The organism is Kineococcus anabasis (assembly GCF_054590795.1).
Genome location: NZ_BAAIHU010000008.1, coordinates 161,010 through 186,601, shown reverse-complemented (window position 1 = coordinate 186,601; position 25,592 = coordinate 161,010). Strand labels below are relative to the sequence as shown.

Sequence of the window (25,592 nt, the reverse complement as noted above, 5' to 3'; positions counted from 1 at the left end):
GGGCTCCGCCCGCACCCCGCGTGCGGGCTGAGCCGTCCCCACCGGGGGGCGGGCGCGACCTCGGGGGGCAGTCCTGGACGGCGTGGGCCGCGGCACCGTGGCGGACCGCTACGTGCTCGGCCGGCGGATCGCCCTGGAGAGCTCCACGCCCGCGTGGGAGGCCCACGACACCACCCTCGACCGGCGCGTCACCGTGCGGACCCTGCCCGCGCAGGACCCCCGCGCGGAGGACTTCCTCGACGCCGCCCGCCGCGCCGCGCTCCTCAGCGAGCAGCGCCTGCCCCGCGTGCTGGACGCCGGCACCGACGACGGCGTGGCGTTCGTCGTGGAGGAGCACGTCGAGGGCGTCTCCCTCGGGGAGCTGCTGGTGCAGGGCCCCCTGCCGGCGGCGGCGGTGCGCTCCCTCGTCGGCGAGGCCGCGGCCGCCCTGGACGCCGCCGCCCGCCGGGGCCTGCACCACACGCGCCTGACCCCCGAGTCGGTGCTGCTGTGCGTGGACGGGCGGGTGCGGGTGCTCGGCACGGCGCTGGAGGCGGCCCTGGAGCTGGACCCCCCGCACGTGTCCGCGGCGCGGGCGGCGGCGCTGGCCAACCGCCGCGACGCCGTGGGTCTCGTCGCCCTCGTCTACGCGGGGACGACGGGACGCTGGCCCGTGGTGGAGGACGTCGAGCCGTACCCGTCGCTGCCGTCGGCGCCGGTGGACGGGCCGCACTCGGCGCCCATCCCGCCCAAGGACCTGCACCCGGAGGTCCCCAACGACCTCGACACGCTGTGCGCGGTGACGTTCGGCCCGAACGAGGACGGGCCCCGCGACCCCGGCGAGCTGGCGCTGCAGCTCGCGCCGTGGTCGATGGACCCGTGGGAGCCGACCCTGCGGCGGATGCGCGGCGAGCACGCCGTGCGGGAGTTCCGCGAGAAGATCACCGGCCGCGAGGAGGTGCCGGAGGAGGAGCCGCCCGCACCGTTCGTGGCGCCCAAGCCCACGGCGCGCCCGCCGCTGGAGCAGTCGCGGTACGCGCTGAAGGTCGTCGCGGTGTGCGTCGCGGTGGGTCTGGTGCTCGCGGTGTGGTCGCTGAGCCGCCTCGTGGTGCCGGTCGTGGAGGGCGTGCTGCCCGCGAGCTCGCGGCCCACGAGCGCGGCACCGGCGGCCGCGGACGCCCCGCCCGCCCCGGCGCCCCCGCCCCCCGCTCCGGCCCTCACGGCACCGGCGCCGCTGCCCGTGACGGTGACCCCCGTCGACCCCCTGGGCGACGGGGAGGAGAACGACGCCGACGCGGCCGCCGCGGCCGACGGCGATGCGGGCACCGCGTGGCGGACGCAGCGCTACTCCTCCCCGGCCTTCGGCGGGCTCAAGGACGGCGTGGGCCTGGTGCTGGACCTGGGCGCCGAGGCGGACGTGAGCGCCGTGGAGGTCCTCGCGGGCGGCAGCGGCGGGCGGGTGGAGCTGCGCGTGCTGCCCGGCCCCGACGTCGAGGGCGGCACGGGGGTGGTCGTGGCGGGTGCCGGCGGCAGCGGGGAGCTGCGCCTGGCCCCGCCGCAGCCGGTGCGGGCGAGCGCCCTGCTGCTGTGGTTCACGGAGCTGCCGCGGCTGGACGGCGGCCACCGCGGGGAGGTGGCGGAGGTGCGCGTCCTCGGCGTCCCGGCGGCACCCGCGGCGGGCTGACGTGCCGCCGGGCGTCCCGGGCGGGGACGAGCGCACCGACGCGGAGCTGCTGGCCGCGCACGTCGCCGGTGACCCGGACGCGTTCGGGGAGGTGGTGCGCCGGCACCGGGACCGGCTGTGGGCGGTGGCGCTGCGCACGTGCGGGGACCCGGAGGAGGCCGCGGACGCGGTGCAGGACGCGCTGGTGTCGGCGCTGCGGGCGGCGGACCGCTTCCGGGGCGACTCGGCCGTGACGACGTGGCTGCACCGGATCGTCGTCAACGCGTGCCTGGACCGGGCCCGGCGCCGCGCGGTGCGCCCGACGGTCCCGCTGGAGGAGGGCACCTCCGGCCCGGACGACGACGCGGCGCGCACGGGTGCGGCGGTGGTGCCGGTCCCGGACCGGACGGCGACGGTGGAGGCGAGGCTGGACGTGACGGCGGCGCTGGCGAGGCTGCCGGAGGGTCAGCGGGCGGCGCTGGTGCTGGTGGACATGTACGACGTGCCGGTCGGGGAGGCCGCGCAGATCCTGGGCGTGGCGGAGGGCACCGTGAAGTCGCGCTGCTCGCGGGGCAGGGCGTTCCTGGCGGGGCTGCTGTCCGGGGGTGGGCGGTGAGCGGGGCGCCCGCCCGGGCCGGGGGCGGTGCGGGGCGGAACCGGGGGCGGCGCGGGCGCGTCGGAGGTGCTGTGCCGCTGGAGCGGCGCGCGGGGACGGCGGGTCCCGGGGCGCCGGGGGCGGGTCCCGGGGGCCGCGTCCCGCGGATCGTCGGTCGGCCGGGAGCCGGGGAGGGGTGGACGTGACGGATCTGCCCGAGGCGGCCGGACCGGGTGACGGGCGACGGCGCGACGGCGGGGCGGACGGGGTCGTGCCGGAGGTGGAGCTCGTGCCGGAGGTGGAGCTCGGGGCGGACCTGCCCGAGCTGGACGCCGCCGGGACGGAGCGCGTCCGGGTGCTGCTGCGCGGGGCCGCGGCCGGCCCGATGCCCGCGGACGTCGCGGCCCGGCTCGACGCCGCCCTGGCGCGGGCCCGCGCGGAGCTGGCCGAGGAGTCGCAGGACGGGCCGGAGTCGCAGGAGGCCCCGGTCGTGTCCCCGGTGGTGTCGCTGCACGAGCGGCGGCCGGCCCGCGCCCGCCGCTGGCGCAGCGCGCTGTCGGTGGCGGCGGCCCTGGTCGTGGCCGCTGGGGTGGGCACCGCGCTGGTGCAGGGCGGCTCCGGCGGCAGCGCCACCCAGAGCAGCGGGACGAGCGCGGGTTCGGCCGCCGGGGGCGCGGCGGAGTCCGCGGACGGCCCGGCGACGCGGCTGTCCTCGCGCGCCGGGAGCGCCCAGGACGCTGCCGTGCTGCCCGCCAGCGCCCGCGTCGTGGCCTCCGGCACCGCCTACCGCGCCGGTGCGGCCGAGGAGCAGGTGCGCGGGCTCGTCGCCTCCGTGCTGCCGGTCCCGGCCGGGGCGGCGGGACCGGGCCCGGTGGAGCGGGACCGGAGCGCGGAGTCCTCCGCCGAGGAGTCCTCCGCACCGTCGGCCTCGTCCGCACCGTCGGCGCTGGCCGCGCAGCCCCCGCCGCCCGTGGCCGGCACCGCCGCGGAGCCCTCCGCGCCGGTCGTGCGGGCGCTCGCGCCGGGGGACCCCGCCGTCGCCGAGCGGGCCCTGGCGTGCGTGCGGTTCTACGGCTCCCCCACCGAGACGGCCGTCGCCGTCGACGTCGCCACCTGGGAGGGCCGGGCCGCCGTCGTGGTCGTCACTCCCGGTGGCCAGGACCCCGCCGGCTACCGGGTGACCGTGGTGGCGGCGGACTGCGCCCCGGGCACGGCGCCGCTGGCCGTGCTCGACGTGGCGCCCTGAGGGACGGCGCGCGGCGGCACGACGGGGAACAGGCGCCACCTAGGATCGGTTGACGCGCGTGGACGCCGCACCGGGGGACCGGGCGGCGGACGCGGCCCGGACCGCCCAGCCAGAGGAGCTCCTTCGTGAACGACGTCCGCAACGTGATCGTCATCGGCTCCGGGCCGGCGGGGTACACGGCCGCGCTGTACGCGGCGCGCGCCGAGCTGGCCCCCCTCGTGTTCGAGGGGTCCGTGACGGCCGGCGGTGCGCTCATGAACACCACCGAGGTGGAGAACTTCCCCGGCTTCCGCGACGGGATCATGGGTCCGGAGCTGATGGACAGCATGCGGGCGCAGGCGGAGCGCTTCGGCGCCGAGCTGGTGACCGACGACGTCGTCGAGGTGCGGCTGACGGGCGAGGTGAAGGAGGTCGTCACCGGCTCGGGGACGACCCACCGCGCACGCGCCGTGATCCTGGCGATGGGCTCGGCCTACCGGGAGCTGGGCCTGCCCGACGAGAAGCGCCTGTCCGGGCGCGGCGTGAGCTGGTGCGCCACCTGCGACGGGTTCTTCTTCCGCGGCCAGCACATCGTGGTCGTGGGTGGCGGTGACTCGGCGATGGAGGAGGCCAACTTCCTCACGAAGTTCGCCGAGTCGGTCACCGTCGTGCACCGCCGCTCGGACCTGCGGGCGTCGCGGATCATGCAGCAGCGCGCGTTCGACAACCCCAAGATCCGCTTCGAGCTGGACACCGAGGTCTCGGCCATCCTCGGTGAGGACCGCGTCAGCGGTCTGCGCCTGCGCAACACCGTCACCGGCGCCGAGCGCGAGATCGCCGCGACGGGCCTGTTCGTCGCCATCGGCCACGACCCCCGCAGCGAGCTGGTGCGCGGGCAGGTGGACGTCGACGCGGAGGGCTTCATCCAGGTGGAGGGGCGCAGCTCCCGCACCAACCTGCCGGGCGTCTTCGCCTGCGGCGACGTCATCGACCACGACTACATGCAGGCCATCACGGCCGCCGGGTCCGGCTGCGCCGCCGCCCTCGACGCGGAGCGCTACCTCGCACACCGCGGGGACCTGCCCCAGGCCGAGGACCCGCCGCGCGAGGAGACCGTCGACCCGGTCGCCGCGCACGGCGGCACCGTGCCCCGGCCGCAGCCGCTCGGCATCTGACCCACCCGCGGCGGGCACCGCCGCCGGGACCCATCCCCGAGGAGGAACAGTGGGCGCGACCCAGTCCGTCACCGACGCAGATTTCGACAGCGTCGTCCTGCAGTCCGACAAGCCCGTGCTCGTGGACTTCTGGGCGCCCTGGTGCGGCCCGTGCCGCCAGGTCGCCCCGATCCTGGAGGAGATCGCCGCCGAGCACGGCGAGAAGCTCCGGATCGTGAAGATCAACACGGACGAGAACCCGCAGACGGCGGCGCGGTACGGCGTGGTGTCCATCCCCACGCTGAACGTCTACTCCGGGGGCGAGGTCGCCAAGACCATCGTCGGGGCCCGGCCCAAGCCTGCGCTGCTGCGCGAGCTGGCCGACTTCCTCGCCGAGACGCCGGTCTCCTGAGACCCGTCAGGCCGACCTGACAGCGGCGCCGTCCCACCCGGGGCGGCGCCGCTGTCGTCACGTCGGTGGACCCTGCTCCCCCGGGCACCGGCGCCCCCTCTCCTGCGCGCAGGCGCCCCCTCTCGCTGCCCGGGCGCCCCTTCTCCTGCCCATCTCCGGGTTCGAGCGCGCCGAAAGCGGTTTCTCGGCGCCCGAACCCGGAGATGGGCGGGAGCGGCGTACCAGCGTCCGCGCACATCCGGAGATGGGCGGGAGCGGCGTACCAGCGTCCGCCCGAACCCGGAGATGGGCGGATGCGGGCTGGGGCGTGCGCGACGGGACGAGACGCCGCTCAGTGCGCCGGAGGTGCGCCCAGACCGCTCAGCGCCGGCATCCGCACCGCGCCCAGCAGCCGCTCCAGGGCCTGCTCCACGTCCTCGCGCCACGCCAGCGCCGAGCGCAGCTCCAGCCGCAGCCGCGGGTAGCGGTGGTGCGGGCGCACCGTCGTGAAGCCCACCGACAGCAGCATCTCCGCCGGCAGCACGCAGTCCCCCTCGTGCCCGCCCGGGGTGCGTGCCTCGTCCCGCGGGTGCTCCGCCGCTGCCGCCACGCCGAACGCCTCGATCGCCTTGAACCCGCGCTTGGTGAGGTCCTTCGCCACGCCCTGCACGAGCATCCTCGCCAGCCCACCGCCGCGGTGCTCCGGAGCCACCCAGCCCGTCATCAGCAGCACCGCGTCACCGCTCACCGGCGACGTCGGGAACGCGTTGGCCCGCGGGGAGAACACCGGCGGGGCGTACGTCACGAACCCGGCGAGCACGTCGTCGATGAACAGCAGCCGCCCGCACGGCCCCCACTGCAGCAGGACGGTGGAGAACCACACCTCCTTCTCGAAGTCCGGGTACCCCGCGTCGACCGCCTGCCGGGCGGCCACGGGGTCCAGCTCCCAGAAGACGCAGCGCCGGCTCGAGACGGGGAGGGCGGACAGGGCGTCCAGCGTGAGCGGCACCATCCGCCGGCCCATCGACGAGCTCCTCCCGCATGCCGGGGGCCGCCCAGGCCCGACCGGAACGCCACGACGGCGGTACGACCCGCGCCCGGACGACCACGTGACGCACGCCGCTGCGACCACATCCGGCGTGGCCGTGCGCGCGCCACGACGGCACAGGCATCCTAGACAGGGGGCGGCGCGCGCGCAGGAACGCCACAGGAGGCCTCCTGCCCCGTCCCAGCCGTTCGGCGAGCACCTGGAGGACCGATGAGCCAGCAGCACACACCCGCGATCCCGAGCGCAGCCGAGGCCGCTGCCGCCGCCGGGGCCCGGGCCGCTGCCGCCGCGTCGTCCCCGGGCGCGCCGGTCGGCACCCGGCTCGACCCGTGGCTGGCGTCCTACGCGGAGCGGACCCGCACGATGACGGCCTCGGAGATCCGCGCCCTGTTCGCCGTCGCGAACCGCCCGGAGGTGGTGTCCCTGGCGGGCGGCATGCCGTACCTGCCGGCCCTGCCCCTGGACGTCATCGCCGGCATCACGCAGCGTCTCGTGGCCGAGCGGGGTGCGGTGGCGCTGCAGTACGGCTCCGGGCAGGGCGAGGAGGTGCTGCGGGAGCAGATCGTGCAGGTCATGCGGGAGCAGCAGATCCACGCCCACCCGGACGACGTGGTGGTGACGACGGGTTCGCAGCAGGCGCTGGACCTGGTGGCGCGGGTGTTCCTCGACCCGGGGGACGTGGTCGTCGCGGAGGCCCCGAGCTACGTGGGCGCGCTGAACGTGTTCCGCCAGTACCAGGCGGAGGTGGTGCACGTGCCGCTCGACGCGGACGGCCTGCGGCCCGACGCGCTCGACGAGGCGCTGACGGCGCTGGCCGCGGCGGGGCGGCGGCCCAAGCTGCTCTACACGGTGCCCAACCACCACAACCCCGCCGGGGTGACGCTGTCCCTGGAGCGGCGTCCGCGGGTGCTGGAGGTGGCCCGGCGCCACGGGGTGCTCGTCCTGGAGGACGACCCGTACGCGCTGCTGGGCTTCGACGGGGACCCGCTGCCGGCGATGCGCTCGCTGGACGCCGACGGGGTGATCCACCTCGGCTCGTTCTCCAAGACGTTCGCTCCGGGCTTCCGGGTGGGGTGGGCGGTGGCGCCGCACGCGGTGCGGGAGAAGCTCGTGATGGCCGCGGAGGCCTCCGTGCTGTGCCCGACGTCGTTCGGGCAGCTGGCGATCGCGGAGTACCTGAGCACCTACGACTGGAAGGGCCAGGTGAAGGTCTTCCGGGAGCTGTACCGGGAGCGGCGCGACGCGACCCTGCAGGCGCTGGCGACGCACCTGCCGGAGGCGACGTGGACGGTGCCCGCGGGCGGTTTCTACGTGTGGGTGACGCTGCCGCCGGGGCTGGACGCCTCCGCGATGCTGCCGCGGGCGGTGACGGCGCGGGTGGCGTACGTGCCGGGCACGGCCTTCTACGCCGACGACCAGGGCCGCCAGCACCTGCGGCTGTCCTACTGCTTCCCGACGGCGGAGCGGATCCAGGAGGGGGTGCGACGCCTCGCGGGGGTCGTGCGGGCGGAGGTGGAGACTCAGGCCATGTTCGGTACCCCGCTCTCCGGTCATCCGCACGCCCACCACGGCAGCAGCGACGCTCCTGCCCCGGACCTGGCGTGAGCCCGCGCGTCGCCGTCCTGGCGGGCGGCATCAGCCACGAGCGGGACGTCTCCCGCCGCTCCGGGCGCAGGGTGCAGGACGCCCTGCGGGAGGCGGGCTGCGAGGTGGTGCTGCTGGACGTGGACGCCCAGCTCATCGGCTCCCTGCGCGCGGAGGCCCCCGACATCGTGTGGCCGGTGCTGCACGGGGCGGTGGGCGAGGACGGTTCCATCCGGGACGTCCTGGAGCTGCTGGGGCTGCCGTACGTCGGGACGCGCCCGGCGGCGTGCCGCACGGCGTGGGACAAGCCGGTGGCCTCGGCCACGGTGGAGCACGCGGGGCTGTCGGTGCCCGACGAGATCTCGCTTCCGCACGCGCTGTTCCGGGACCTGGGGGCGCCGGTGGTACTGAGCGCGGCGCTGGAGCGGTTCGGCCTGCCGGTGGTGGTGAAGCCGTCCCGGGGTGGCTCGGCGCTGGGGGTGAGCGTGGTGCGCTCCGCCGGGGACCTGCCGCGCGCGGTGGTGGAGTGCTTCGCGTACGGCGACACGGCGGTGGTGCAGCGCCACGTGGCCGGCACCGAGGTGGCGGTGGCCGTGCTGGACCTGGACGGGCGGCCGCGGGCGCTGCCGGCGGTGGAGATCGTGGCCGACGGCGGGGACTACGACTACACGGCCCGCTACACCGCGGGGGCGGTGGAGTTCTTCGCCCCGGCGCGGCTGGACGCGGCGGCGTCGGAGGCGCTGGCCGCGGCGGCGGAGCGTGCGCACGAGGCGCTGGGGCTGCGGCACCTGTCGCGCATCGACTTCATCGTGGACGCGCGGGGCGTGCCGTGGTTCCTGGAGGCGAACGTGGCGCCGGGGATGACGGAGACGTCCCTGCTGCCGCAGGCGGCGGTCGCGGCGGGGCTGGACCTGGAGGGGTTGTACCGCCGGGTCGTGGACGTGGCGCTGGAGACGTCCGTGACGCGTGTGACTGCTGTGACGACCGGCTGACGGACCTGCACGACGGAGGGCGTGCCACCCGCGCGGGTGGCACCCCCTCCGTCGTGGTCCGCGGCCGCGCCGGGTGCGCGTGCCCCCGGCCCTGCCCGTCAGCCCTGGTCGGCGCCCTGCCCGGCGCCCCGGCCGCCCTGCAGCAGCGCCAGGATGCGGTCGAGGTCGTCGAGGCCCGCGAAGTCCACCGTGAGCCTCCCCTTGCTCCGGCCCATGCTGATCTTGACGCGGGTGTCGAGCCGGTCGGCGAGGCCGGCGGCCCGGGCCTCCAGGTCGGCCGGCGGCGGGCTCGCCGCGCGGCGGCCGCGGGCGGGCCCCACGCCACCCCCCAGCGTGATGATCTCCTCGACCGCGCGGACGGACAGGCCTTCCGCGACGACGCGCTGCGCGAGCCGCTCCATCGCCGCACCGTCCTCCAGGGCGAGCAGCGCCCTGGCGTGCCCGGCGGAGAGCACCCCCGCCGCGAGCCGCCGCTGCACCAGCGGGGGCAGGCGCAGCAGCCGCAGGGTGTTGCTGATCTGCGGCCTCGAGCGGCCGATGCGCTCGGCGAGCTCCTCGTGGGTGCAGCCGAAATCCTCCAGGAGCTGCGCGTACGCCGCGGCCTCCTCCAGCGGGTTGAGCTGGCTGCGGTGGAGGTTCTCCAGCAGCGCGTCGCGCAGGAGGTCGTCGTCGGTGGTGTCCCGGACGATGGCGGGCACGACGCCCAGCCCCGCCTCGGTCGCGGCGCGCCAGCGCCGCTCGCCCATGACCAGCTCGTACGCCGGGCCCTCGGCCGAGGCGGCGTCCACGCCGGGCAGCGGTCGCACGACGACGGGCTGCAGGACGCCCACGGTCTGCACGGAGTGGACGAGCTCGGCGAGCTCGTCCTCGTCGAAGACCGTGCGGGGCTGGCGGGTGTTGGGGACGATCGAGGTGACGGGGATCTCGAGGAAGCGCGCACCGGGAACGGGCACGAGACCGTTCCCGTCCTCGCCGGGGACGTCCACGACGGGCTGCTCCGGCGGGAGCGGCCGGATGTCGCCGGCATCCACGACGGCGCGCTCCCCGGTGCCGGGGAGGCCGCCGGTGCGGTGGTCCGGTGCGGTGTCCTGCGACTCCCCGGTCTCCGGGGTGACCACGGGCTCCGCGGGAGGCTCGCTCACCGGCTCCGGGTGCGGGGTGCCGGCGTGGGCGGTGACCTGCGTCGACGCCTCGGCCCGGGCTTCCGCGGAGGGCGCCGGTGCGGCGCCGGGACCGCTGTCGTCCGCACCCTCGTCCACAGCGCCCGGTGTGGCGCCCGCCTCGTCGTCGGGCGCGACGTCGAGCGTCTGCTGCTCGTCACGCTCGTCCGCGGGGAACGCCGGGACGGGGACCCTCCGTCCGGTGCCGGCGCCGGTGCGGGCCATGAAGACGGAGCGTCCGGCGCCCTCGGGGGCGCGCGTCTCCTGCTCCGCGTCCGGGACGTCGAGCCGCTGGTCGAAGAAGACGTCGACGGGGCGCGCCTGGGGAGCCCGGTCCGGCGTCGACCGGGGGGTGACGGGCCCGCTCGGGATCAGGGCGCCCAGTCCCCTGCCCAGCCCACGACGCTTCTCGCTCACTCTGTTCCTTCCCCTCGGCCCGTACCGCGGCGACCCGCAGTCCCGTCGCTCCACCGCGACCACGGGTCCGGTGCCGTTCTACCGCCCACCTCGGCGTGCGCCGGGGAGCTCCCCGCCCCTCCGGGTCCTTCCTCCGGTCGGGCGCCCCGGGCGGCGAGCTCGCGCGCCGCCTCCAGGTACGCCAGGGCACCGCTCGACGTGGGGTCGTACGCGATGACCGACTTGCCGTGGCTGGGCGCCTCGGAGATGCGGACCGAGCGCGGCACGAGCGTCTGCAGGACCTGCTCCCCGAAGTGGCTGCGCACCTCGTCCACCACCTGGGCGGCGAGGCGGGTGCGGCCGTCGTACATCGTGAGCAGGATCGTCGAGACGTGCAGGTCCGGGTTGAGGTGCTGCCGGATGAGATCGATGTTGCTGAGCAGCTGGGTCAGCCCTTCGAGCGCGTAGTACTCGCACTGGATGGGGATGAGCACCTCGGGTGCCGCGACGAAGGCGTTGATGGTCAGCAGACCGAGGCTGGGCGGGCAGTCGATGAGGACGTAGTCGATGCGCCCCTCACCCGAGCGCTCGACCTGGCGCAGGTAGGCGGCGAGTGCGCGCTGCAGCCGGGACTCGCGGGCCACCATGGAGACCAGCTCGATCTCCGCGCCGGCCAGGTCGATGGTCGCGGGGGCACACCACAGGTCACCCGGCTCCTCGCAGCGCTGGACGACCTCCACGAGCGGCCTGCCCTCGACGAGGACCTCGTAGACGCCGGGGACCTCCTCGTGGTGCTCGATCCCGAGCGCCGTGGAGGCGTTGCCCTGCGGATCGACGTCCAGGACGAGCACCTTCAGGCCGGCCGCGGCGAGGGCCGCAGCCATGTTGACCGCGCTCGTCGTCTTGCCGACGCCGCCCTTCTGGTTGGCGATCGTGAGGATGCGGGTCTCGTCCGGCTTGGGGAAGGCCGGGTTCGGTGTCACCGCAGGGCGGCGGCGCTGCTCCGGCGGCGCAGGGGGCACGAACGGCTCCTCGGGGGCGGCCGGCGCCTGGCCGGGCAGTTGGGCCGTGCTGAGCACCGAGGCGAGCGCGCTGGCCTGTTCGGCGGCCTCGATGTCCGAGGCACTCGGCTCGTCGAGCAGCACGGGCAGGTCGGCGGTGTCGCTGCCAGGGCTGACCTCGAAGAGCGTGGTGGCCGGCGCGGCCATGTCTGAGGTCCCAATGCCCGGGGTGGCGTCACCGACGGAGCTGACAACCCCGGTCTCCGGCGCGGTCGCTACCGCGAGCACCTGCCCGGCGCCCGGGGCTCCGCCCGATGGCGCCGCATCCTCGGAGGCTGAGGTTTCACGTGAAACGACCTCGGCGATCTCATCGACCGTGGAGGGCACCCCGTGGTCGTCAGCTAGCGCGGCCCCGCCCGTCACCGACGAGGGCGTCTCGTCGTGCTGCAGCTCCTCCGACGTACGTGGGAGCAGGCCCCCCGCAGCATCATGCCGGGGCAAGCCCTCGCCAACGAGAAGTCGATCGCTCGAGCGGTCGGCCGGGATGGCGGCACCGCCTCCACCTCCCACGGCTTGAGTGGCGACCGAGGCTGTGGATGCCGTGATGACCGGCCCGGCGTGGCCCCGATCCGTTTCACGTGGAACCACGTGATCGGCGGCATCCGGGCTGGAGGCGGCTCCACCGCCCCCTGCAGTGTCCTCAGACCGACCAGACGGCACGGAGGAGGCAGGGGTGGCCCCGAGCGCCGGTGGGAATTCTTCCAGCGGGCTGGTTTCACGTGAAACGGCATCCAGGCCGATGCTGGCCGGCGCCTGCCGGTTGCCGGTGGCGTCATCGACGCCTCCGCTCCCGGAAGCTCCGACATCAGCCGACTCGGGTCCGTCACCACCTGCCCAACGCGCGTTCATCGTCACTGCCTCAGCGTCCACCTGCGGCGCGTCGTCGCTCGGACCATCGGTTTCACGTGAAACGACGCCCTGCCACCCCACCGGCTCGGGACTCGGCTGCGATGCCTCCGGGGCGCCGATCCACCCCACCGGTCCTGGCTGTCCGGGGCCCTGTCCGGTCCATGCTTCAGCGCTCACGACCTGCTCCACCGCCCTTTCCCCCACGTGCTGCCGACGGCGCCGCACGTCGTCCTGTGCCCTGCTGCTTCTTCTTGGCCGGTGCGCCGGCTGTGGCACCGCGCCGACCGGGGCCAGGCCTCCGCAGCGGTCCGGTTCCCCTGGCGATGCTCACGATGGTGAGCGGCGCCTCCTCGACGCCGGTGTCGCAGGTGAGCACCTGAGGCATCTCCGGCACTCCCCACCGGCGCAATGCCGGCCAGGCCTCGTCGACCTCATCAGCCGCCGACCTGCCCTTGATGGCCAGCACCGCCCCGCCGGGCCGGGTGAGCGGCAAGGCCCAGGCGGCGAGCTTCTCGAGCGGGGCGACGGCCCTGGCCGTCACGGCATCCGCGGAGAACTCACCGCGGATCTCCTCCGCCCGGGCCCGCACGACATGACACCGCCCGGCCAGGTCGAGCGCCGCGACAACCTCCCGCAGGAAGTGGTAGCGACGCTCGAGCGGTTCGACGAGCGTGATGCTCAGATCCGGCCGGGCGAGGCAGAGCGGGATCCCGGGAAGGCCGGCGCCCGAGCCGATGTCGAGCACGGTCGCACCATCGGCGATGGCGTGTCGAAGCCCTGCGCAGTTCAGCAGGTGGCGGTCCCAGAGGCGAGGCACCTCGCGCGGGCCGATGAGGCCCCGCTCGACGCCGGCGTCGGCCAGGATCGCCGCATAGTGCGTGGCCTGGGCTGTTGCCGAGCCGAAGATGTCCGCCGCGACTGCTGGAACGCCGACGGGGGGCGCCGCTGTTTCACGTGAAACAGCGTCGCCCCCCGTCTCGGAAGGGTTCTCGGGAGAGTTCTGGTCGAGCACCCCCGGAGCCTACCGACGACTCCGGACCACCCGGCCCCGACTCACCGCGGTGTCAGTCCTTCGCGCCCGGCGCGAGGATGACGACATAGCGGTTGGGCTCCTCACCCTCCGACTCGCTCTCCAGCCCGGCTGCGGCGACCGCGTCGTGGACGACCTTGCGCTCGAAGGCGGGCATCGGTTCGAGCCGGGCGTCCACGCCTCCGGCCCGCACCCGCTCGACCGCCTCGGTCGCCAGCGCGGTGAGCGTCGTGCGCCGGCCCGCCCGGTACCCCGCGACGTCGAGCAGCAGGCGGGTGCGGTCACCCGTCTGTGCCTGCACCGCCAGGCGCGTCAGCTCCTGCAGCGCGTCGAGCACCTCGCCGTCGTCCCCGACGAGCCGCTGGAGCTTCTGGTGCGAGTTGCCCTCGGCCACGACCGCCAAGGACGCGCGGCCGTTCTCGATGTCGATGTCGATGTCGCCGTCCAGGTCGGCGATGTCGAGCAGCTCCTCGAGGTAGTCGGCGGCGATGTCCCCCTCCTCCTCGAGCCTGGTGACGCCCGCGGGGCGGCGCGCGGTGCCGGGCGCGGAGCCGCCGGCCCCCTCGGTCGTGGTCTCGTCGGTCACGGTCTCGTCAGCCGCGGCGTCGACCGTCTTCGCGGTGCTCTCGTCCATGCGCTCCTCCTCACGGGTTCCCGTGGGAACCCTCACCGACGCCGGCTGACACCGGCGCCACGTCGTGCGGGGCGCCCCCCAGGTGGGACGCCCCGCGGTGTTCGTGGTCCGGTCAGCGAGCGGGCCCGCCGCTGGCCGGAGGGGTGCCGGGCCGGGGCCGGCGGTTGCGCTCGTTGCGCTTGGGCTGCTGCCGCTGACCGCTCGTGCGCGGCGGCGGCACCGCCTTGCTGCCACCGTTCGCCCCTCCGCCGGCCGGGCCCGCCTCGGGAGCCTTGCCCAGGTCCAGCGGCGTCCCACGACGGGCCGCCTTGCGCGCCTTGCGCTCCATCAGCTCCTTCTCCGCCAGCGAGCCAGGGCTCGGCATGCGGCGGATGACGTAGAACTGCTGCCCCATCGACCAGAAGTTCGTGGTGAGCCAGTAGAGCAGCACGCCGATGGGGAAGTGCACGCCCGAGAGGGCGAAGACGACGGGCAGCAGGTACAGCATCATCTTCTGCTGCTGGGCGAAGGGGTTGTTCTCGTCCATGGCGCTGGAGGTGTTCTTCGCCATGAGCTGCTTCTGGGTGATGAACTGCGACAGCGACATCAGCACGATCATGGTGATCGTGAGGAGCACCGTGGACACGTCGTCACGGTTCGCCCAGAACGTCGCCGACAGCGGCGCACCGAACAGCGTCGCGTCGCGCGCCTGCTCCGCGAGGGGGTCGGTCAGCGCACCGATCCCGTTGCCGTCCTTGATGCCGTTGAGCGTGTAGAACAGCGCGAAGAAGATCGGCGACTGCAGCAGGATCGGCATGCACGAGGCCATCGGGTTGGTGCCCGACTCCCGGTACAGCGCCATCATCTCCTGCTGCATGGCCTGCCGGCTGGCGGTGTCCGTCTTCCCCTTGTACTTCTGCTGGATCTTGCGCATCTCCGGCTGGATGAGCTGCATCCCGCGCATCGCCTTGATCTGCTTGACGAAGAGCGGGATCAGCAGGATCCGGATGACGATGACCAGCCCGACGATGGACAGCGCCCAGGCAGGGCCGCCCGCGGGGTCCATGCCGAGGGTGATGAACAGCTCGTGGAACCTCACCATGATCCAGGCGACGACGTGCTGGATCGGTCTGAGCAGGGTGAAGAAGAAGTCGATCATCCGGGGCGAGTCCTCCAGTTCGCTCGGTGCCGGCGGCTCCGGCCGATCGCGCCGATCCCGGGACCGGGAGGTGGGCGACGTGCGGGGAACGAGGCAGCGGCCGGTGCGGCCGGTGCCCGCTCAGCTGTGCGAGGGCGAGCCCCTCGGCGGAACGGGGTCCACCCCTCCAGGGTTCCACGGGTGGCACCGCAGGAGCCGCCGCACGGCCAGCCAGGTGCCGACGAGGGCGCCGCGGGTGCGCAGCGCCTCCACCGCGTACGCGGAACAGGAGGGGTAGAAGCGGCACGTGGGGCCGAAGAGCGGTGAGATGAGGAGCTGGTAGACCCGCACGAGGAGCACCAGGAGCAGGCTCGGCCAGCGGGCCGGGTGCCACGCCGGGCGCTGCACCTCAGCCACGGGGGCTCGCCCCCCCGTGGCCGGTGGGCAGCCCGAGCCGCCGCAGCCCCTTGTCGAGGTCGGCGCCCAGCTCGCGGGAGGTGCTGCCCGCGGCGGCGGGCAGGGCCCGCACCACGAGGAGGGTGCCGGCGGGCAGGATCTCGAGCCGTTCGGCACAGAGGTGGCGCAGCTGCCGCTGCACGCGGTGCCGCACGACCGAGTTGCCCACGGCCTTGGAGACGACGAAACCCACCCGTGCCGGCGCGTCCCCACCGGAGTCGGCCGCGTGCAGCACGACGCGCCGTGCCCCTGCGCGTCGCCCGCCTCGCAGGGCGACGGTGAAGTCGTCCCGGCGGTGCAGGCGGCGCGCTACGGGGAGCACGGCGCGTGGCGGGGGAGCGTCAGGCCGAGAGCTCGGCCCGGCCCTTGGCGCGGCGGGCCGAGAGGATCGCGCGGCCGGCGCGCGTGCGCATCCGCAGCCGGAAGCCGTGGGTCTTGGCCCGACGGCGGTTGTTCGGCTGGAAGGTCCGCTTGCTCACGTCAGGTCTCCAGATCGATCGGTACGGGGGCTACGGTGCTGGCCGCCGCGACCTCACCGGCACGAACGACCGGCACAGAACTCCGAGACAGCACAGAACACAATCGTCGCCAGAGTACGGGCCGGGGGTGCCCGGGTCAAAGCACGCCGGCGGTCGGCACCCGTGCGGCGACCCCTGGGCCGATCACGCGTGCGACACGGCCGGCCCACCCCCCGGTGAGGCGTACTTGAACGGCTCGGGTCGGGGTTGTTACCGTCCGGCTCGACTGCTGGCGCCCACGCCCGTTCCAGTGGCGGACCGAGGGGGCGCCCATCGCCGCACCCCTGCGTTCTGCACATCATGTGGACAGGGGTGTGGACACCGCCCTCCCCACAGCGCAGCACGACAGGAGTGGCTTCAGTGGATGCCGAGGGCGACACCTTCTCCCACGCCTGGAAGCGGGCCGTGGCGCAGCTCGAGAGCTCGGGGGCCACGCACCAGCAGCGCGCCTTCGTCCGCCTGACCAAGCCCCTGGGCCTGCTCGACGGCATCGCGCTGCTCGCGGTGCCGAACGACCTGACCAAGGAGTTCATCGAGCAGAAGATGCGCGAGCCGCTGGCCGGGGCGCTGAGCGAGGCGCTGGGCCACCCGGTGCGCATCGCCGTCACGGTGGACAGCTCCCTGGGCGACGACCGCGACACCGCTGCCGCCCCGCCGGAGCGGGCCCGGGCCGCGGAGCGGTCGTGGCGCGAGGAGCGCGAGGAGCGGGAGGAGCACGAGGACGACGAGCCGCCCGCGCAGCGGTCCTCGCGCGACGGCCTGCCGCTGGACGACTCCGACCCGGACCTGCTCTTCACCGGCTTCCAGGTGGACCGGGGCCCGGGCACGGGCCGGCAGGCGGGGCGCCCGGCGAACCGCGGCAGCGCCTCCAGGGCCGGCGCCAAGAGCGAGACGGCCAGGCTGAACCCGAAGTACATCTTCGAGACGTTCGTCATCGGCGCCAGCAACCGCTTCGCGCACGCCGCGGCGGTGGCGGTGGCGGAGGCCCCGGCGAAGGCGTACAACCCGCTCTTCATCTACGGCGAGTCCGGGCTGGGCAAGACGCACCTGCTGCACGCCATCGGGCACTACGCGCAGAACCTCTACCCGGGGGTGCAGGTGCGCTACGTGAACTCGGAGGAGTTCACCAACGACTTCATCAACTCGATCCGCGACGACAAGGCGCAGGCCTTCCAGCGGCGCTACCGCGACGTCGACGTCCTGCTGATCGACGACATCCAGTTCCTCTCGAACAAGGTGCAGACGCAGGAGGAGTTCTTCCACACCTTCAACACCCTGCACAACAGCAGCAAGCAGGTCGTGATCACCTCCGACCTGCCGCCGAAGCAGCTGTCGGGCTTCGAGGAGCGGATGCGCAGCCGCTTCGAGTGGGGCCTCATCACGGACGTGCAGCCGCCGGACCTGGAGACGCGGATCGCGATCCTGCGCAAGAAGGCGATCGGCGAGCGCCTGGAGGCACCGGACGAGGTGCTGGAGTACATCGCGTCGAAGATCTCCAGCAACATCCGCGAGCTGGAGGGCGCGCTGATCCGGGTGACGGCCTTCGCGAGCCTGAACAGGCAGGCCGTGGACACGCAGCTCGCGGAGATCGTGCTGCGGGACCTCATCCCCAACGACTCGACCCCGGAGATCACCGCGTCGACGATCATGGGGCAGACGGCCTCGTACTTCAGCGTGACGCTGGAGGACCTGTGCGGCACGTCCCGCTCCCGGACGCTGGTGACGGCCCGGCAGATCGCGATGTACCTGTGCCGGGAGCTGACGGAGCTGTCGCTGCCGAAGATCGGGCAGCAGTTCGGCGGGCGGGACCACACGACCGTCATGCACGCCGAGCGGAAGATCAAGCAGCAGATGGCGGAGCGGCGCAGCACCTACAACCAGGTGACCGAGCTGACGAACCGCATCAAGAAGCAGGCCGGCGCCTGACGGGCGCCCTGCGACGAATCCACCCAGCGGCCTCCCCCGGGATTTCCCGGGGGAGGCCGTCGTCGTCTCGTCCACAGATCCTGGGGACCGCCCTGTGCACTTCTCTCCACAGACTGGGGACAAGGTTGTGGACAACCTCGTCCAGAACCGTGGACAGCCCGGTGGACGGGCGGTGCACACGCACAGGGCTCGCGGTGGACGGTTGTGCACAGCGATTTCCCCGTCCACGGGCCTGTGGACACCGGCGGTCCGCGCTCCGCAGGCGCTCCACAGGCCGCGCTACCTCCTGCAAGCCTCTGACCTGCACGAACACCTCTCCGTCCACAGCCTCCACAAGGGCTATGACGATGATGGATCCCCCCTATGGATGTTCCGTCAGCCCACATGAACCCGTGGAGAAGTGGACGGGAGGAGGGCGGCCGGACCTGGGGAGAACGGGAAGAGCTCCGGGACGGGTCCCCGGTTCACCGCTGTCACCCGACTCGCGTACTGTCGTGAGTCGCTCCCCGCTCCGGTGGAGGACTGTGGACGCCCGTGGTGGACAGCCCGTCCTCGCCGAGCGCACGGGAGGCTCCAGGAACGGGTAAGCCGGGTCGGTTCCGGCGCGGAGGAAGGCGGTGGCCCGTGAAGCTCCAGGTCGAGCGGGACGTGCTCGCGGAGGCCGTGGCCTGGGCTGCCCGCGCTCTGCCGGCGCGGCCGCCGGTGCCCGTGCTCGCCGGGGTCCTCCTCGAGGCGGACGCGCAGGGCACCCTGACGCTCTCGAGCTTCGACTACGAGGTCTCCGCCCGCGTGGAGGTCCCCGCCCGGGTCGACGAGCCCGGGCGCGCGCTGGTCTCCGGCCGGCTGCTGGCCGACATCTGCCGCAGCCTGCCGCCCCGCCCCGTGGAGCTGGCCACGGAGGGCACGAAGGTCACGCTGAGCTGCGGGGCGAGCCGCTTCAACCTGCTGACGATGCCGGTGGAGGAGTACCCGGCCCTGCCGGCGATGCCCGAGGCCGCCGGCACCCTGACCGGGGACACGTTCACCGAGGCCGTCGGGCAGGTCACCATCGCGGCCAGCCGCGACATGACCCTGCCCATCCTCACGGGCGTGCGCATGGAGATCGAGGGCGACCGGCTGACCCTCATGGCGACCGACCGCTACCGCCTGGCCATGCGCGAGCTGCGCTGGCAGCCGGGCGACGCGGACGTGCAGGCGGTGGCCCTGGTGCAGGCACGCACCCTCTCGGAGGTGGCGCGCTCGATGGGGGCCGCCGGGAGCATCACCATGGCCCTGGGCCAGGGCACCACGGAACTGATCGGCTTCGAGGCCGCCGGCCGGCACGCCACCTCGCTCCTGGTGGACGGGGAGTACCCCAAGGTCCGGGCGCTCTTCCCGGCCGAGTCGCCCACCCACGCCGCCGTCGAGCGCGCCCCCCTGATCGAGGCCGTCAAGCGCGTGGCGCTGGTGGCCGAGCGCAACACCCCCGTGCGGCTGCGTTTCGAGGACGGCGTGCTGACCCTCGAGGCCGGTCAGGGCGACGACGCGCAGGCGTCGGAGTCGATGGACGCCACGCTGACCGGCGAGTCCATCTCCATCGCCTTCAACCCGCAGTTCCTGCTCGACGGGCTGGGTGCGCTGTCGACGACCTACGCCCGGCTGTCCTTCACCCAGCCCACCCGCCCCGCGGTCCTCACCGGCCAGCGGGAGCAGGAGGGCGAGGACGACGAGAGCTACCGCTACCTGCTCATGCCGGTCCGCCTCGCCGCCTGAGGACGCCGGCCCCGCCGGTCGCCCGACCGCGGGACACGACCCCGGCACTGCCGGGCCAGGGAGGATGCATCCAGATGCACATCGGACTGGTGGGTCTCGGCAAGATGGGCGGCAACATGCGCGCCCGGCTGCGCGAGAAGGGGATCGAGGTCACGGGCTACGACCCGAACCCCGACGTGACGGACGTGGCCTCCCTGGCGGACCTCGTCGCCGCGCTGCCGGGCCCGAAGGTGGTGTGGGTGATGGTCCCCTCGGGGCAGATCACCCGCGACACCGTCGCGTCGCTCGCGCCGCTGCTCGGGGAGGGCGACCTCGTCATCGAGGGCGGCAACTCCAAGTGGACGGACGACGAGACGAACGCCGCGCTGCTCGCCGAGCGCGGTACCCGCTACCTGGACTGCGGCGTCTCCGGCGGCGTGTGGGGCCGGGACAACGGCTACGGCCTGATGGTCGGCGGGGAGAAGGCGGCCGTGGACCTGGCGCTGCCGGTCTTCGACGCGCTGCGCCCGGACGGCCCCCGCGAGGAGGGCTTCGCGCACGCCGGCGGGGTCGGTGCGGGCCACTACGCGAAGATGGTCCACAACGGCATCGAGTACGGCCTGATGCACGCCTACGCCGAGGGCTACGAGCTGCTCGAGGCCAAGGGGATCATCGACGACGTGCCCGCCGTCTTCAAGGCGTGGACCCGCGGCACCGTGGTGCGCTCCTGGCTGCTGGACCTGCTGGTGCGGGCCCTGGAGGAGGACCCGAAGCTGGCGAAGCTGCGCGGCTACGCCTCGGACTCCGGCGAGGGCCGCTGGACGCTGGAGCAGGCCATCGAGAACGCCGTGCCGATGCCGGTGCTGGCCGCCGCCCTGTTCGCCCGCTTCGCGTCGCGGCAGGAGGACTCCCCCTCCATCAAGGCCGTCGCCGCGCTGCGCAACCAGTTCGGCGGGCACGCCGTCGCCTCGGCGGGGCCGACCTCCGGTTCCGGCTCGGTCAGCTGACCCCGCCGGGTCCCTGAGTGCACGTCGCGCACCTCTCCCTCGCCGACTTCCGCTCGTACCCGCAGCTGGAGCTGCCCCTGTCGCCGGGGGTGACGACGCTGCTCGGGCACAACGGGCAGGGGAAGACGAACCTCGTCGAGGCCATCGGGTACGTGGCGTCGCTGTCGAGCCACCGCGTCAGCACGGACGCCCCCCTGGTGCGCCAGGGGGCCGCCCGTGCGGTGGTACGCGCCGACGTGGTGCGGCGGGACCCCTCCGGCGGTGAGCGGCACACCCTCGTCGAGCTGGAGATCACCCCCGGGCGGGCCAACCGGGCACGGGTCAACCGCTCCCCGGTGCGGCGGCCGCGGGACGTCCTGGGGGCGCTGCGCACGGTGCTGTTCGCCCCCGAGGACCTCGCCCTGGTCAAGGGGGACCCGGACGGCCGGCGCCGCTACCTGGACGACCTCCTTGTGGCGCGCTGGCCGCGGCTGGCGGGCGTTCGGGGCGACTACGACCGGGTGGTGCGCCAGCGCACGGCGCTGCTGAAGACGGCCGGTGCGGCGGTGCGCTCGGGCAGGGGTGACCTGCGCACCCTCGATGTGTGGGACGAGCAGCTCGCCGGCACCGGTGCGGAGCTGCTCGTGGCGCGACTGGCGCTGCTGCGGCAGCTGCGCCGCCCCGCCGCGGAGGCGTACCAGGTGCTCAGCCGGGGGCAGGGCGACCTGGGCCTGTGGTACCGCTCGAACCTCAAGGCGCTGGAGGGTTCGGCCGCGACGGACGCCTACGGTGACGTGCCGGCGGTCCCGGAGGTGCAGGAGGCGCTGCTGGCCGAGGCGCAGGAGCAGCGCCGCGCGGAGCTGGACCGCGGTGTCACCCTCGTCGGCCCGCACCGCGACGACCTGCAGCTCGACCTGGGCGGCATGCCCGCCAAGGGCTACGCCAGCCACGGCGAGTCGTGGTCGGTGGCGCTGGGGCTGCGGCTGGCGAGCTACCGGCTGCTGCTGGCCGACGCCGAGCACGAGCCGGGCGGTGCGCCGGTGCTGATCCTCGACGACGTGTTCGCGGAGCTGGACACCGGCCGCCGGGAGCGCCTCGCGGACGTGGTGGCCGGCGCCGAGCAGGTCCTGGTGACGGCGGCCGTGCCGGAGGACGTGCCGGAGGCGCTGCGGGCGGCGGGCACCTCCCGCGTCGAGGTGGCGTCCGGGAGCGCCGCCCGTGCCTGAGGACGCCACCGCGCCCGGGAGCGCCACCCCGGAGGAGGAACCGGGCCCGCGGCTGCCGGCACCCGGGAGCGCGGCGGAGCCCTCGGTGGAGGAGGGCTCGGCGGACGCGGTGCGCGGTGCGCTGGGCCGGGCGCGCTCGGCGGCCGCGGCCCGCGGTCACAGCCCGGCTGCGCGCACCCGCGGCGGCGGGTTCGAGGCGCCCCGCACGGGGGTGGACCGGGCGGCGGAGCGGCAGCGCCGGCGTTCGGCCGCCGCCCGCTCCGGTGCGTGGCCGGACGCGCGGGACCCGCAGCTCGTCGGCCCGGTGCTGGAGCGGCTGGTGGGGGAGCGGGGCTGGCGCGAGCCGGTGTCGGTGGGGGGCGTGTTCGGCCGCTGGGACACCGTGGTGGGCGCGGAGGTGGCGCAGCACTGCCGCCCGGAGGCGTTCGACGAGGGAAAGCTGGTGGTGCGGGCGGAGTCGACGGCGTGGGCGACGCAGGTGCGGTTGCTGGTGCCCACGGTGCTGCGCCGGCTCGACGAGGAGCTGGGCAGCGGTGTCGTGACGCAGGTGCTGGTGAAGGGGCCGCAGAGCCCGAGCTGGCGCAAGGGCAGCCGCAGCGCCCCCGGCAGCCGTGGCCCGCGCGACACCTACGGCTGACGCTGCCCGCGCCGTGCGGCCTCAGCGCAGGCTGCCGCGCGCCTGCCGCCACCGGGCGGCCTGCTCGTCGTCCAGGCGGTAGCACGCCTCCAGCGGGTTCTCCGGGTCGAGCAGGGGCCCCCAGGTGCGCGAGAGCATCCAGCCGCGGCCGCTGTAGTGGGCGCGCACGTGGCGGGTGAGCGCGGAGAACGCACCGCGCAGGTTGGACCGCGGGATCCCGGTGAGCTCCTCGAGGTCGCTGGTGGCGAAGTACTGGCCCGGGTCCTCCGCCAGCACGTCGAGGACCTTGCACAGGGTGACGTTCATGGCGCTCGGGGTCCGGGCGAAGCGGCGCAGGTCCTCCACCGTCCAGGGCACGGCGTCCACCACCACGGCGTCGTCGTCGGCCGGTGCGGGCACGGGGGCCGGTACGGCGACGTCGAGGGCTCCCTCGCGTTCGGCGATGAAGGCGTAGACCGCGGTGAGGTGGCGGCGGGGGACGAGGACCTGCACGAGGTCGTCTTCGCGGGTGGTCATGCGTCTCCTCGGATGTGCTGAGCGGCGGGCCCACCCTAGAGGGCACCACGAGGGAGGAGACCACAGCGACGCGGGAGCCCGTAGAACGGTCCAGCAGCGCTCCGGAGTGCTCTGGAGTGTTGTGGGACCGTTCGGCCGACGGTCGCGTCCGGTGGGTGTGCCGCCGGTTCCCGCGCGGCGGCCACCCGCCGGGCCCCGCGCGGTCCGTCCGCGCCCGGTGCCGCGCTCGCCGCCGGGGGTGGTGGTGTTCCCCGGTCGCGCAGGGGTGCGACGCCGGAGCGCGGCTGGACGGCCCGGTGGGGCGGGAGCGTGGGGACCCTCGCGTCGGGGGTGCCGGAGGCTCCTAGGGCCGCTCAGGGCCGCTCAGGGCGGCTCGGCGTTCCGGAGTGCGCGGCTCCGGCGGGGTAGACTGCAATCTCCAGGTGACCGCCTGGTCGCGCTCCCACCGGGGTGCGGCCGCCATCCGGTGCCCAGCGGCGCGGGTGTGGAACACGTGTGGTCGCCGTCCTCCGGAGGGAGAGCACAGACCCGTGCCCAGCGACGACGCCAGCCCGGCCGACAACCCCCAGCAGGGGAGCGACGGGGCGGCAGCCGCCGATCCGCACGAGCGCCCGACGGCACCGGAGGCCGGCGACGGCACCCTGCCCTCGCTGGCCGACGCGCTCCCCGCGAACGGCTCGAAGATCCCGGAGGGCGACTACGGCGCCAGCGCGATCACCGTGCTGGAGGGCCTCGACGCGGTCCGCAAGCGCCCCGGCATGTACATCGGCTCCACCGGGGAGCGCGGCCTGCACCACCTCGTCTACGAGGTCGTCGACAACTCCGTCGACGAGGCGATGGCCGGTCACTGCGACACGATCCGCGTGGCCCTGCTGCCCGACGGTGCGGTGCGCGTCATCGACAACGGCCGCGGCATCCCCGTGGACCTGCACCCGGTGGAGAAGCGCCCGGCCGTGGAGGTCGTGCTCACCGTCCTGCACGCCGGCGGCAAGTTCGGGGGCAGCGGGTACGCCGTCTCCGGCGGCCTGCACGGCGTCGGCGTCTCCGTCGTCAACGCCCTGTCCCGGCGCCTCGACGTGGAGGTGCGCCGCCAGGGGTTCGTGTGGCGGCAGACCTACGTCCACGGCGTGCCGCAGGCGCCGCTCGCCAAGGGCGAGGAGACCACCGAGACCGGCACCACCGTCACGTTCTGGCCCAGTGCCGAGACGTTCGAGACCACGCACTTCGACTTCGAGACGCTGCGCACCCGCTTCCAGCAGATGGCCTTCCTCAACAAGGGCCTGACCATCCAGCTGGTCGACGAGCGCACCCCGGAGACCGAGGACGACGCGGAGGACACCGAGACGGCGCCGCGGGAGGTCACCTACCGCTACGACGGCGGTCTCGTCGACTACGTGCGCCACATCAACGCGCAGAAGAAGAACGACCCGCTGCACGAGACGGTGGTGTCCTTCGAGAGCGAGGACACCGAGCGGCGCATCGCCGTGGAGGTCGCGCTGCAGTGGACGACCGCCTACTCGGAGTCGGTGTTCACCTTCGCCAACGCCATCAACACCTCCGAGGGCGGCACCCACGAGGCGGGTTTCCGCACGGCGCTGACCAACCTCGTCGTCGGCTACGCCCGCGAGCAGAAGCTGCTCAAGGAGAAGGAGACCCTGGAGGGCTCCGACATCCGCGAGGGCCTGACCGCGATCGTCTCGGTGAAGCTGTCCGAGCCGCAGTTCGAGGGGCAGACGAAGACCAAGCTCGGCAACACGGTCGCGCGCACGTTCGTGCAGCAGCAGGTCGCCGAGCACCTCGGGCACTGGTTCGCGAGCAACCCCGCCGAGGCCAAGTCCATCGCCCGCAAGGCCGTGGCGGCCTCCGTCGCGCGCACCGCGGCCCGCAAGGCGCGCGAGGCCAGCCGCAAGGGGCTGATGGAGCGCAACTCCCTGCCCGGCAAGCTCAAGGACTGCCAGTCCAACGACCCCGCCGAGTGCGAGGTCTTCATCGTCGAGGGCGACTCCGCGGGCGGCTCGGCAGTGCGCGGGCGCGACCCGCGCACCCAGGCGATCCTGCCGATCCGCGGGAAGATCCTGAACGTCGAGAAGGCCCGGCTGGACCGTGCGCTGGGCAACCAGGAGGTGCAGGCGCTCATCACGGCGTTCGGCACCGGCATCGGCGAGGAGCTCAACCTCGACAAGCTCCGCTACCACAAGATCGTGATCATGGCGGACGCCGACGTCGACGGCCAGCACATCCGCACGCTGCTGCTGACGCTGCTGTTCCGCTACATGAAGCCGCTCGTGGAGGCCGGCCACGTCTACCTGGCCCAGCCCCCGCTGTACCGGATCAAGTGGCAGAACAACGCCCCCCACGAGTTCGCCTACTCCGACCGCGAGCGCGACGCCCTCATCAGGGCGGGGCAGGAGGCCGGCAAGCGGCTGCCCAAGGAGAACAGCGTCCAGCGCTACAAGGGTCTCGGCGAGATGAACTGGGACGAGCTGGCGGAGACCACCATGGACCGCGAGCACCGCACCCTGCTGCAGGTGACCCTGGAGGACGCCGCCGCCGCCGACGAGATCTTCTCGGTGCTCATGGGGGAGGACGTGGAGTCGCGCCGGTCCTTCATCCAGCGCAACGCCCGCGACGTCCGCTTCCTCGACGTCTGAGCGCACGCCCCCTCCCCCCGCCCCACCGCACCGGCCGCAGGAGACCTTCCCCGTGAGCGAGACCACC

Annotated in this window: 23 protein-coding genes; 13 read left to right on the top strand and 10 right to left on the bottom strand. The window is 74.4% G+C overall.

Translation table 11 applies throughout. The features are described from left to right. Positions 1-82 precede the first annotated feature (82 nt). From ACYQBY_RS14415 to trxA, 5 genes are all read left to right on the top strand, one after another. Complete coding sequence (locus tag ACYQBY_RS14415; RefSeq protein ID WP_459644558.1) at positions 83-1,663, top strand: protein kinase family protein; 1,581 nt, start codon at positions 83-85, stop codon at positions 1,661-1,663. A gap of 1 nt (position 1,664) precedes the next feature. Beyond that, positions 1,665-2,258, top strand: a complete 594-nt coding sequence (gene sigM / locus ACYQBY_RS14410; RefSeq protein ID WP_459644557.1) for an RNA polymerase sigma factor SigM — start codon at positions 1,665-1,667, stop codon at positions 2,256-2,258. Between the two features lie 181 nt (positions 2,259-2,439). After that, the gene (locus ACYQBY_RS14405; protein WP_459644556.1) at positions 2,440-3,483 is read left to right on the top strand and encodes a hypothetical protein; all 1,044 of its coding nucleotides are present in this window, start codon (positions 2,440-2,442) and stop codon (positions 3,481-3,483) included. Positions 3,484-3,608: 125 nt separating this feature from the next. Then, the gene (trxB, locus tag ACYQBY_RS14400) at positions 3,609-4,637 is read left to right on the top strand and encodes a thioredoxin-disulfide reductase (protein WP_459644555.1); all 1,029 of its coding nucleotides are present in this window, start codon (positions 3,609-3,611) and stop codon (positions 4,635-4,637) included. A gap of 49 nt (positions 4,638-4,686) precedes the next feature. Continuing rightward, the gene (trxA, locus tag ACYQBY_RS14395; RefSeq protein ID WP_459644554.1) at positions 4,687-5,028 is read left to right on the top strand and encodes a thioredoxin; all 342 of its coding nucleotides are present in this window, start codon (positions 4,687-4,689) and stop codon (positions 5,026-5,028) included. Between the two features lie 331 nt (positions 5,029-5,359). Here the strand turns inward: trxA and ACYQBY_RS14390 are convergent, their stop codons facing one another. After that, entirely contained in the window at positions 5,360-6,031 is a 672-nt protein-coding gene (locus ACYQBY_RS14390; protein WP_459644553.1) for a GNAT family N-acetyltransferase, read from the bottom strand. 234 nt (positions 6,032-6,265) lie between these two features. Here ACYQBY_RS14390 and ACYQBY_RS14385 point away from each other — a divergent pair, with 234 nt between their 5' ends. Together ACYQBY_RS14385 and ACYQBY_RS14380 are read left to right on the top strand one after the other, a co-directional pair. After that, positions 6,266-7,660, top strand: coding sequence for an aminotransferase-like domain-containing protein (locus ACYQBY_RS14385; protein ID WP_459644552.1), 1,395 nt, complete (start codon positions 6,266-6,268; stop codon positions 7,658-7,660). Then, positions 7,657-8,631: a D-alanine--D-alanine ligase family protein gene (locus ACYQBY_RS14380; protein ID WP_459644551.1), complete on the top strand. Its 975-nt coding sequence runs from the start codon at positions 7,657-7,659 to the stop codon at positions 8,629-8,631. Before ACYQBY_RS14385 ends, ACYQBY_RS14380 begins: the two co-directional genes overlap by 4 nt. A gap of 98 nt (positions 8,632-8,729) precedes the next feature. Here the strand turns inward: ACYQBY_RS14380 and ACYQBY_RS14375 are convergent, their stop codons facing one another. The 8 genes from ACYQBY_RS14375 to rpmH form a co-directional block, all read right to left on the bottom strand. Then, positions 8,730-10,208: a ParB/RepB/Spo0J family partition protein gene (locus ACYQBY_RS14375; RefSeq protein ID WP_459644550.1), complete on the bottom strand. Its 1,479-nt coding sequence runs from the start codon at positions 10,206-10,208 to the stop codon at positions 8,730-8,732. Beyond that, complete coding sequence (locus tag ACYQBY_RS14370; protein WP_459644549.1) at positions 10,205-11,395, bottom strand: ParA family protein; 1,191 nt, start codon at positions 11,393-11,395, stop codon at positions 10,205-10,207. Before ACYQBY_RS14370 ends, ACYQBY_RS14375 begins: the two co-directional genes overlap by 4 nt. Before the next feature lie 868 nt (positions 11,396-12,263). After that, complete coding sequence (gene rsmG / locus ACYQBY_RS14365) at positions 12,264-13,109, bottom strand: 16S rRNA (guanine(527)-N(7))-methyltransferase RsmG (protein WP_459644548.1); 846 nt, start codon at positions 13,107-13,109, stop codon at positions 12,264-12,266. 52 nt (positions 13,110-13,161) lie between these two features. Then, complete coding sequence (locus ACYQBY_RS14360; RefSeq protein WP_459644547.1) at positions 13,162-13,761, bottom strand: Jag family protein; 600 nt, start codon at positions 13,759-13,761, stop codon at positions 13,162-13,164. A 112-nt stretch (positions 13,762-13,873) separates the two neighbouring features. Then, positions 13,874-14,899, bottom strand: coding sequence for a membrane protein insertase YidC (gene yidC / locus ACYQBY_RS14355; protein ID WP_459644546.1), 1,026 nt, complete (start codon positions 14,897-14,899; stop codon positions 13,874-13,876). Positions 14,900-15,019: 120 nt separating this feature from the next. Further along, complete coding sequence (gene yidD, locus ACYQBY_RS14350; protein ID WP_459644603.1) at positions 15,020-15,286, bottom strand: membrane protein insertion efficiency factor YidD; 267 nt, start codon at positions 15,284-15,286, stop codon at positions 15,020-15,022. A gap of 1 nt (position 15,287) precedes the next feature. Next, positions 15,288-15,656: a ribonuclease P protein component gene (gene rnpA, locus ACYQBY_RS14345; RefSeq protein ID WP_459644545.1), complete on the bottom strand. Its 369-nt coding sequence runs from the start codon at positions 15,654-15,656 to the stop codon at positions 15,288-15,290. 19 nt (positions 15,657-15,675) lie between these two features. Continuing rightward, a complete protein-coding gene (gene rpmH, locus ACYQBY_RS14340; protein WP_104433422.1) occupies positions 15,676-15,813 on the bottom strand; it encodes a 50S ribosomal protein L34 in 138 nt (45 codons plus the stop codon). A gap of 399 nt (positions 15,814-16,212) precedes the next feature. Here rpmH and dnaA point away from each other — a divergent pair, with 399 nt between their 5' ends. The 5 genes from dnaA to ACYQBY_RS14315 all read left to right on the top strand — a co-directional run bounded on the left by dnaA (position 16,213) and on the right by ACYQBY_RS14315 (position 22,358). Beyond that, on the top strand, positions 16,213-17,778 hold the full coding sequence (dnaA, locus tag ACYQBY_RS14335; RefSeq protein WP_459644544.1) for a chromosomal replication initiator protein DnaA: 1,566 nt from the start codon (positions 16,213-16,215) through the stop codon (positions 17,776-17,778). Positions 17,779-18,402: 624 nt separating this feature from the next. Further along, entirely contained in the window at positions 18,403-19,530 is a 1,128-nt protein-coding gene (gene dnaN / locus ACYQBY_RS14330; protein ID WP_459644543.1) for a DNA polymerase III subunit beta, read from the top strand. A gap of 74 nt (positions 19,531-19,604) precedes the next feature. Next, positions 19,605-20,516 carry a phosphogluconate dehydrogenase (NAD(+)-dependent, decarboxylating) gene (gnd, locus tag ACYQBY_RS14325; protein WP_459644542.1) on the top strand — a complete coding sequence of 304 codons (912 nt, stop codon included), beginning with the start codon at positions 19,605-19,607 and terminating at the stop codon, positions 20,514-20,516. A 17-nt stretch (positions 20,517-20,533) separates the two neighbouring features. Further along, positions 20,534-21,721, top strand: a complete 1,188-nt coding sequence (recF, locus tag ACYQBY_RS14320; protein ID WP_459644541.1) for a DNA replication/repair protein RecF — start codon at positions 20,534-20,536, stop codon at positions 21,719-21,721. Then, positions 21,714-22,358: a DciA family protein gene (locus tag ACYQBY_RS14315; protein WP_459644540.1), complete on the top strand. Its 645-nt coding sequence runs from the start codon at positions 21,714-21,716 to the stop codon at positions 22,356-22,358. The genes recF and ACYQBY_RS14315 overlap by 8 nt, the downstream gene beginning before the upstream one ends. 21 nt (positions 22,359-22,379) lie before the next feature. On the opposite strand, the gene ACYQBY_RS14310 is transcribed toward ACYQBY_RS14315, so the two are convergent. Further along, positions 22,380-22,874, bottom strand: a complete 495-nt coding sequence (locus tag ACYQBY_RS14310; RefSeq protein WP_459644539.1) for a hypothetical protein — start codon at positions 22,872-22,874, stop codon at positions 22,380-22,382. Positions 22,875-23,404: 530 nt separating this feature from the next. On the opposite strand from ACYQBY_RS14310, the gene gyrB reads away from it, so the two are divergent. Next, positions 23,405-25,525 (top strand): DNA topoisomerase (ATP-hydrolyzing) subunit B, encoded by a 2,121-nt coding sequence (gene gyrB, locus ACYQBY_RS14305; protein WP_459644538.1) that lies wholly within the window; start codon positions 23,405-23,407, stop codon positions 25,523-25,525. The last annotated feature ends 67 nt before the right edge of the window (positions 25,526-25,592 follow it).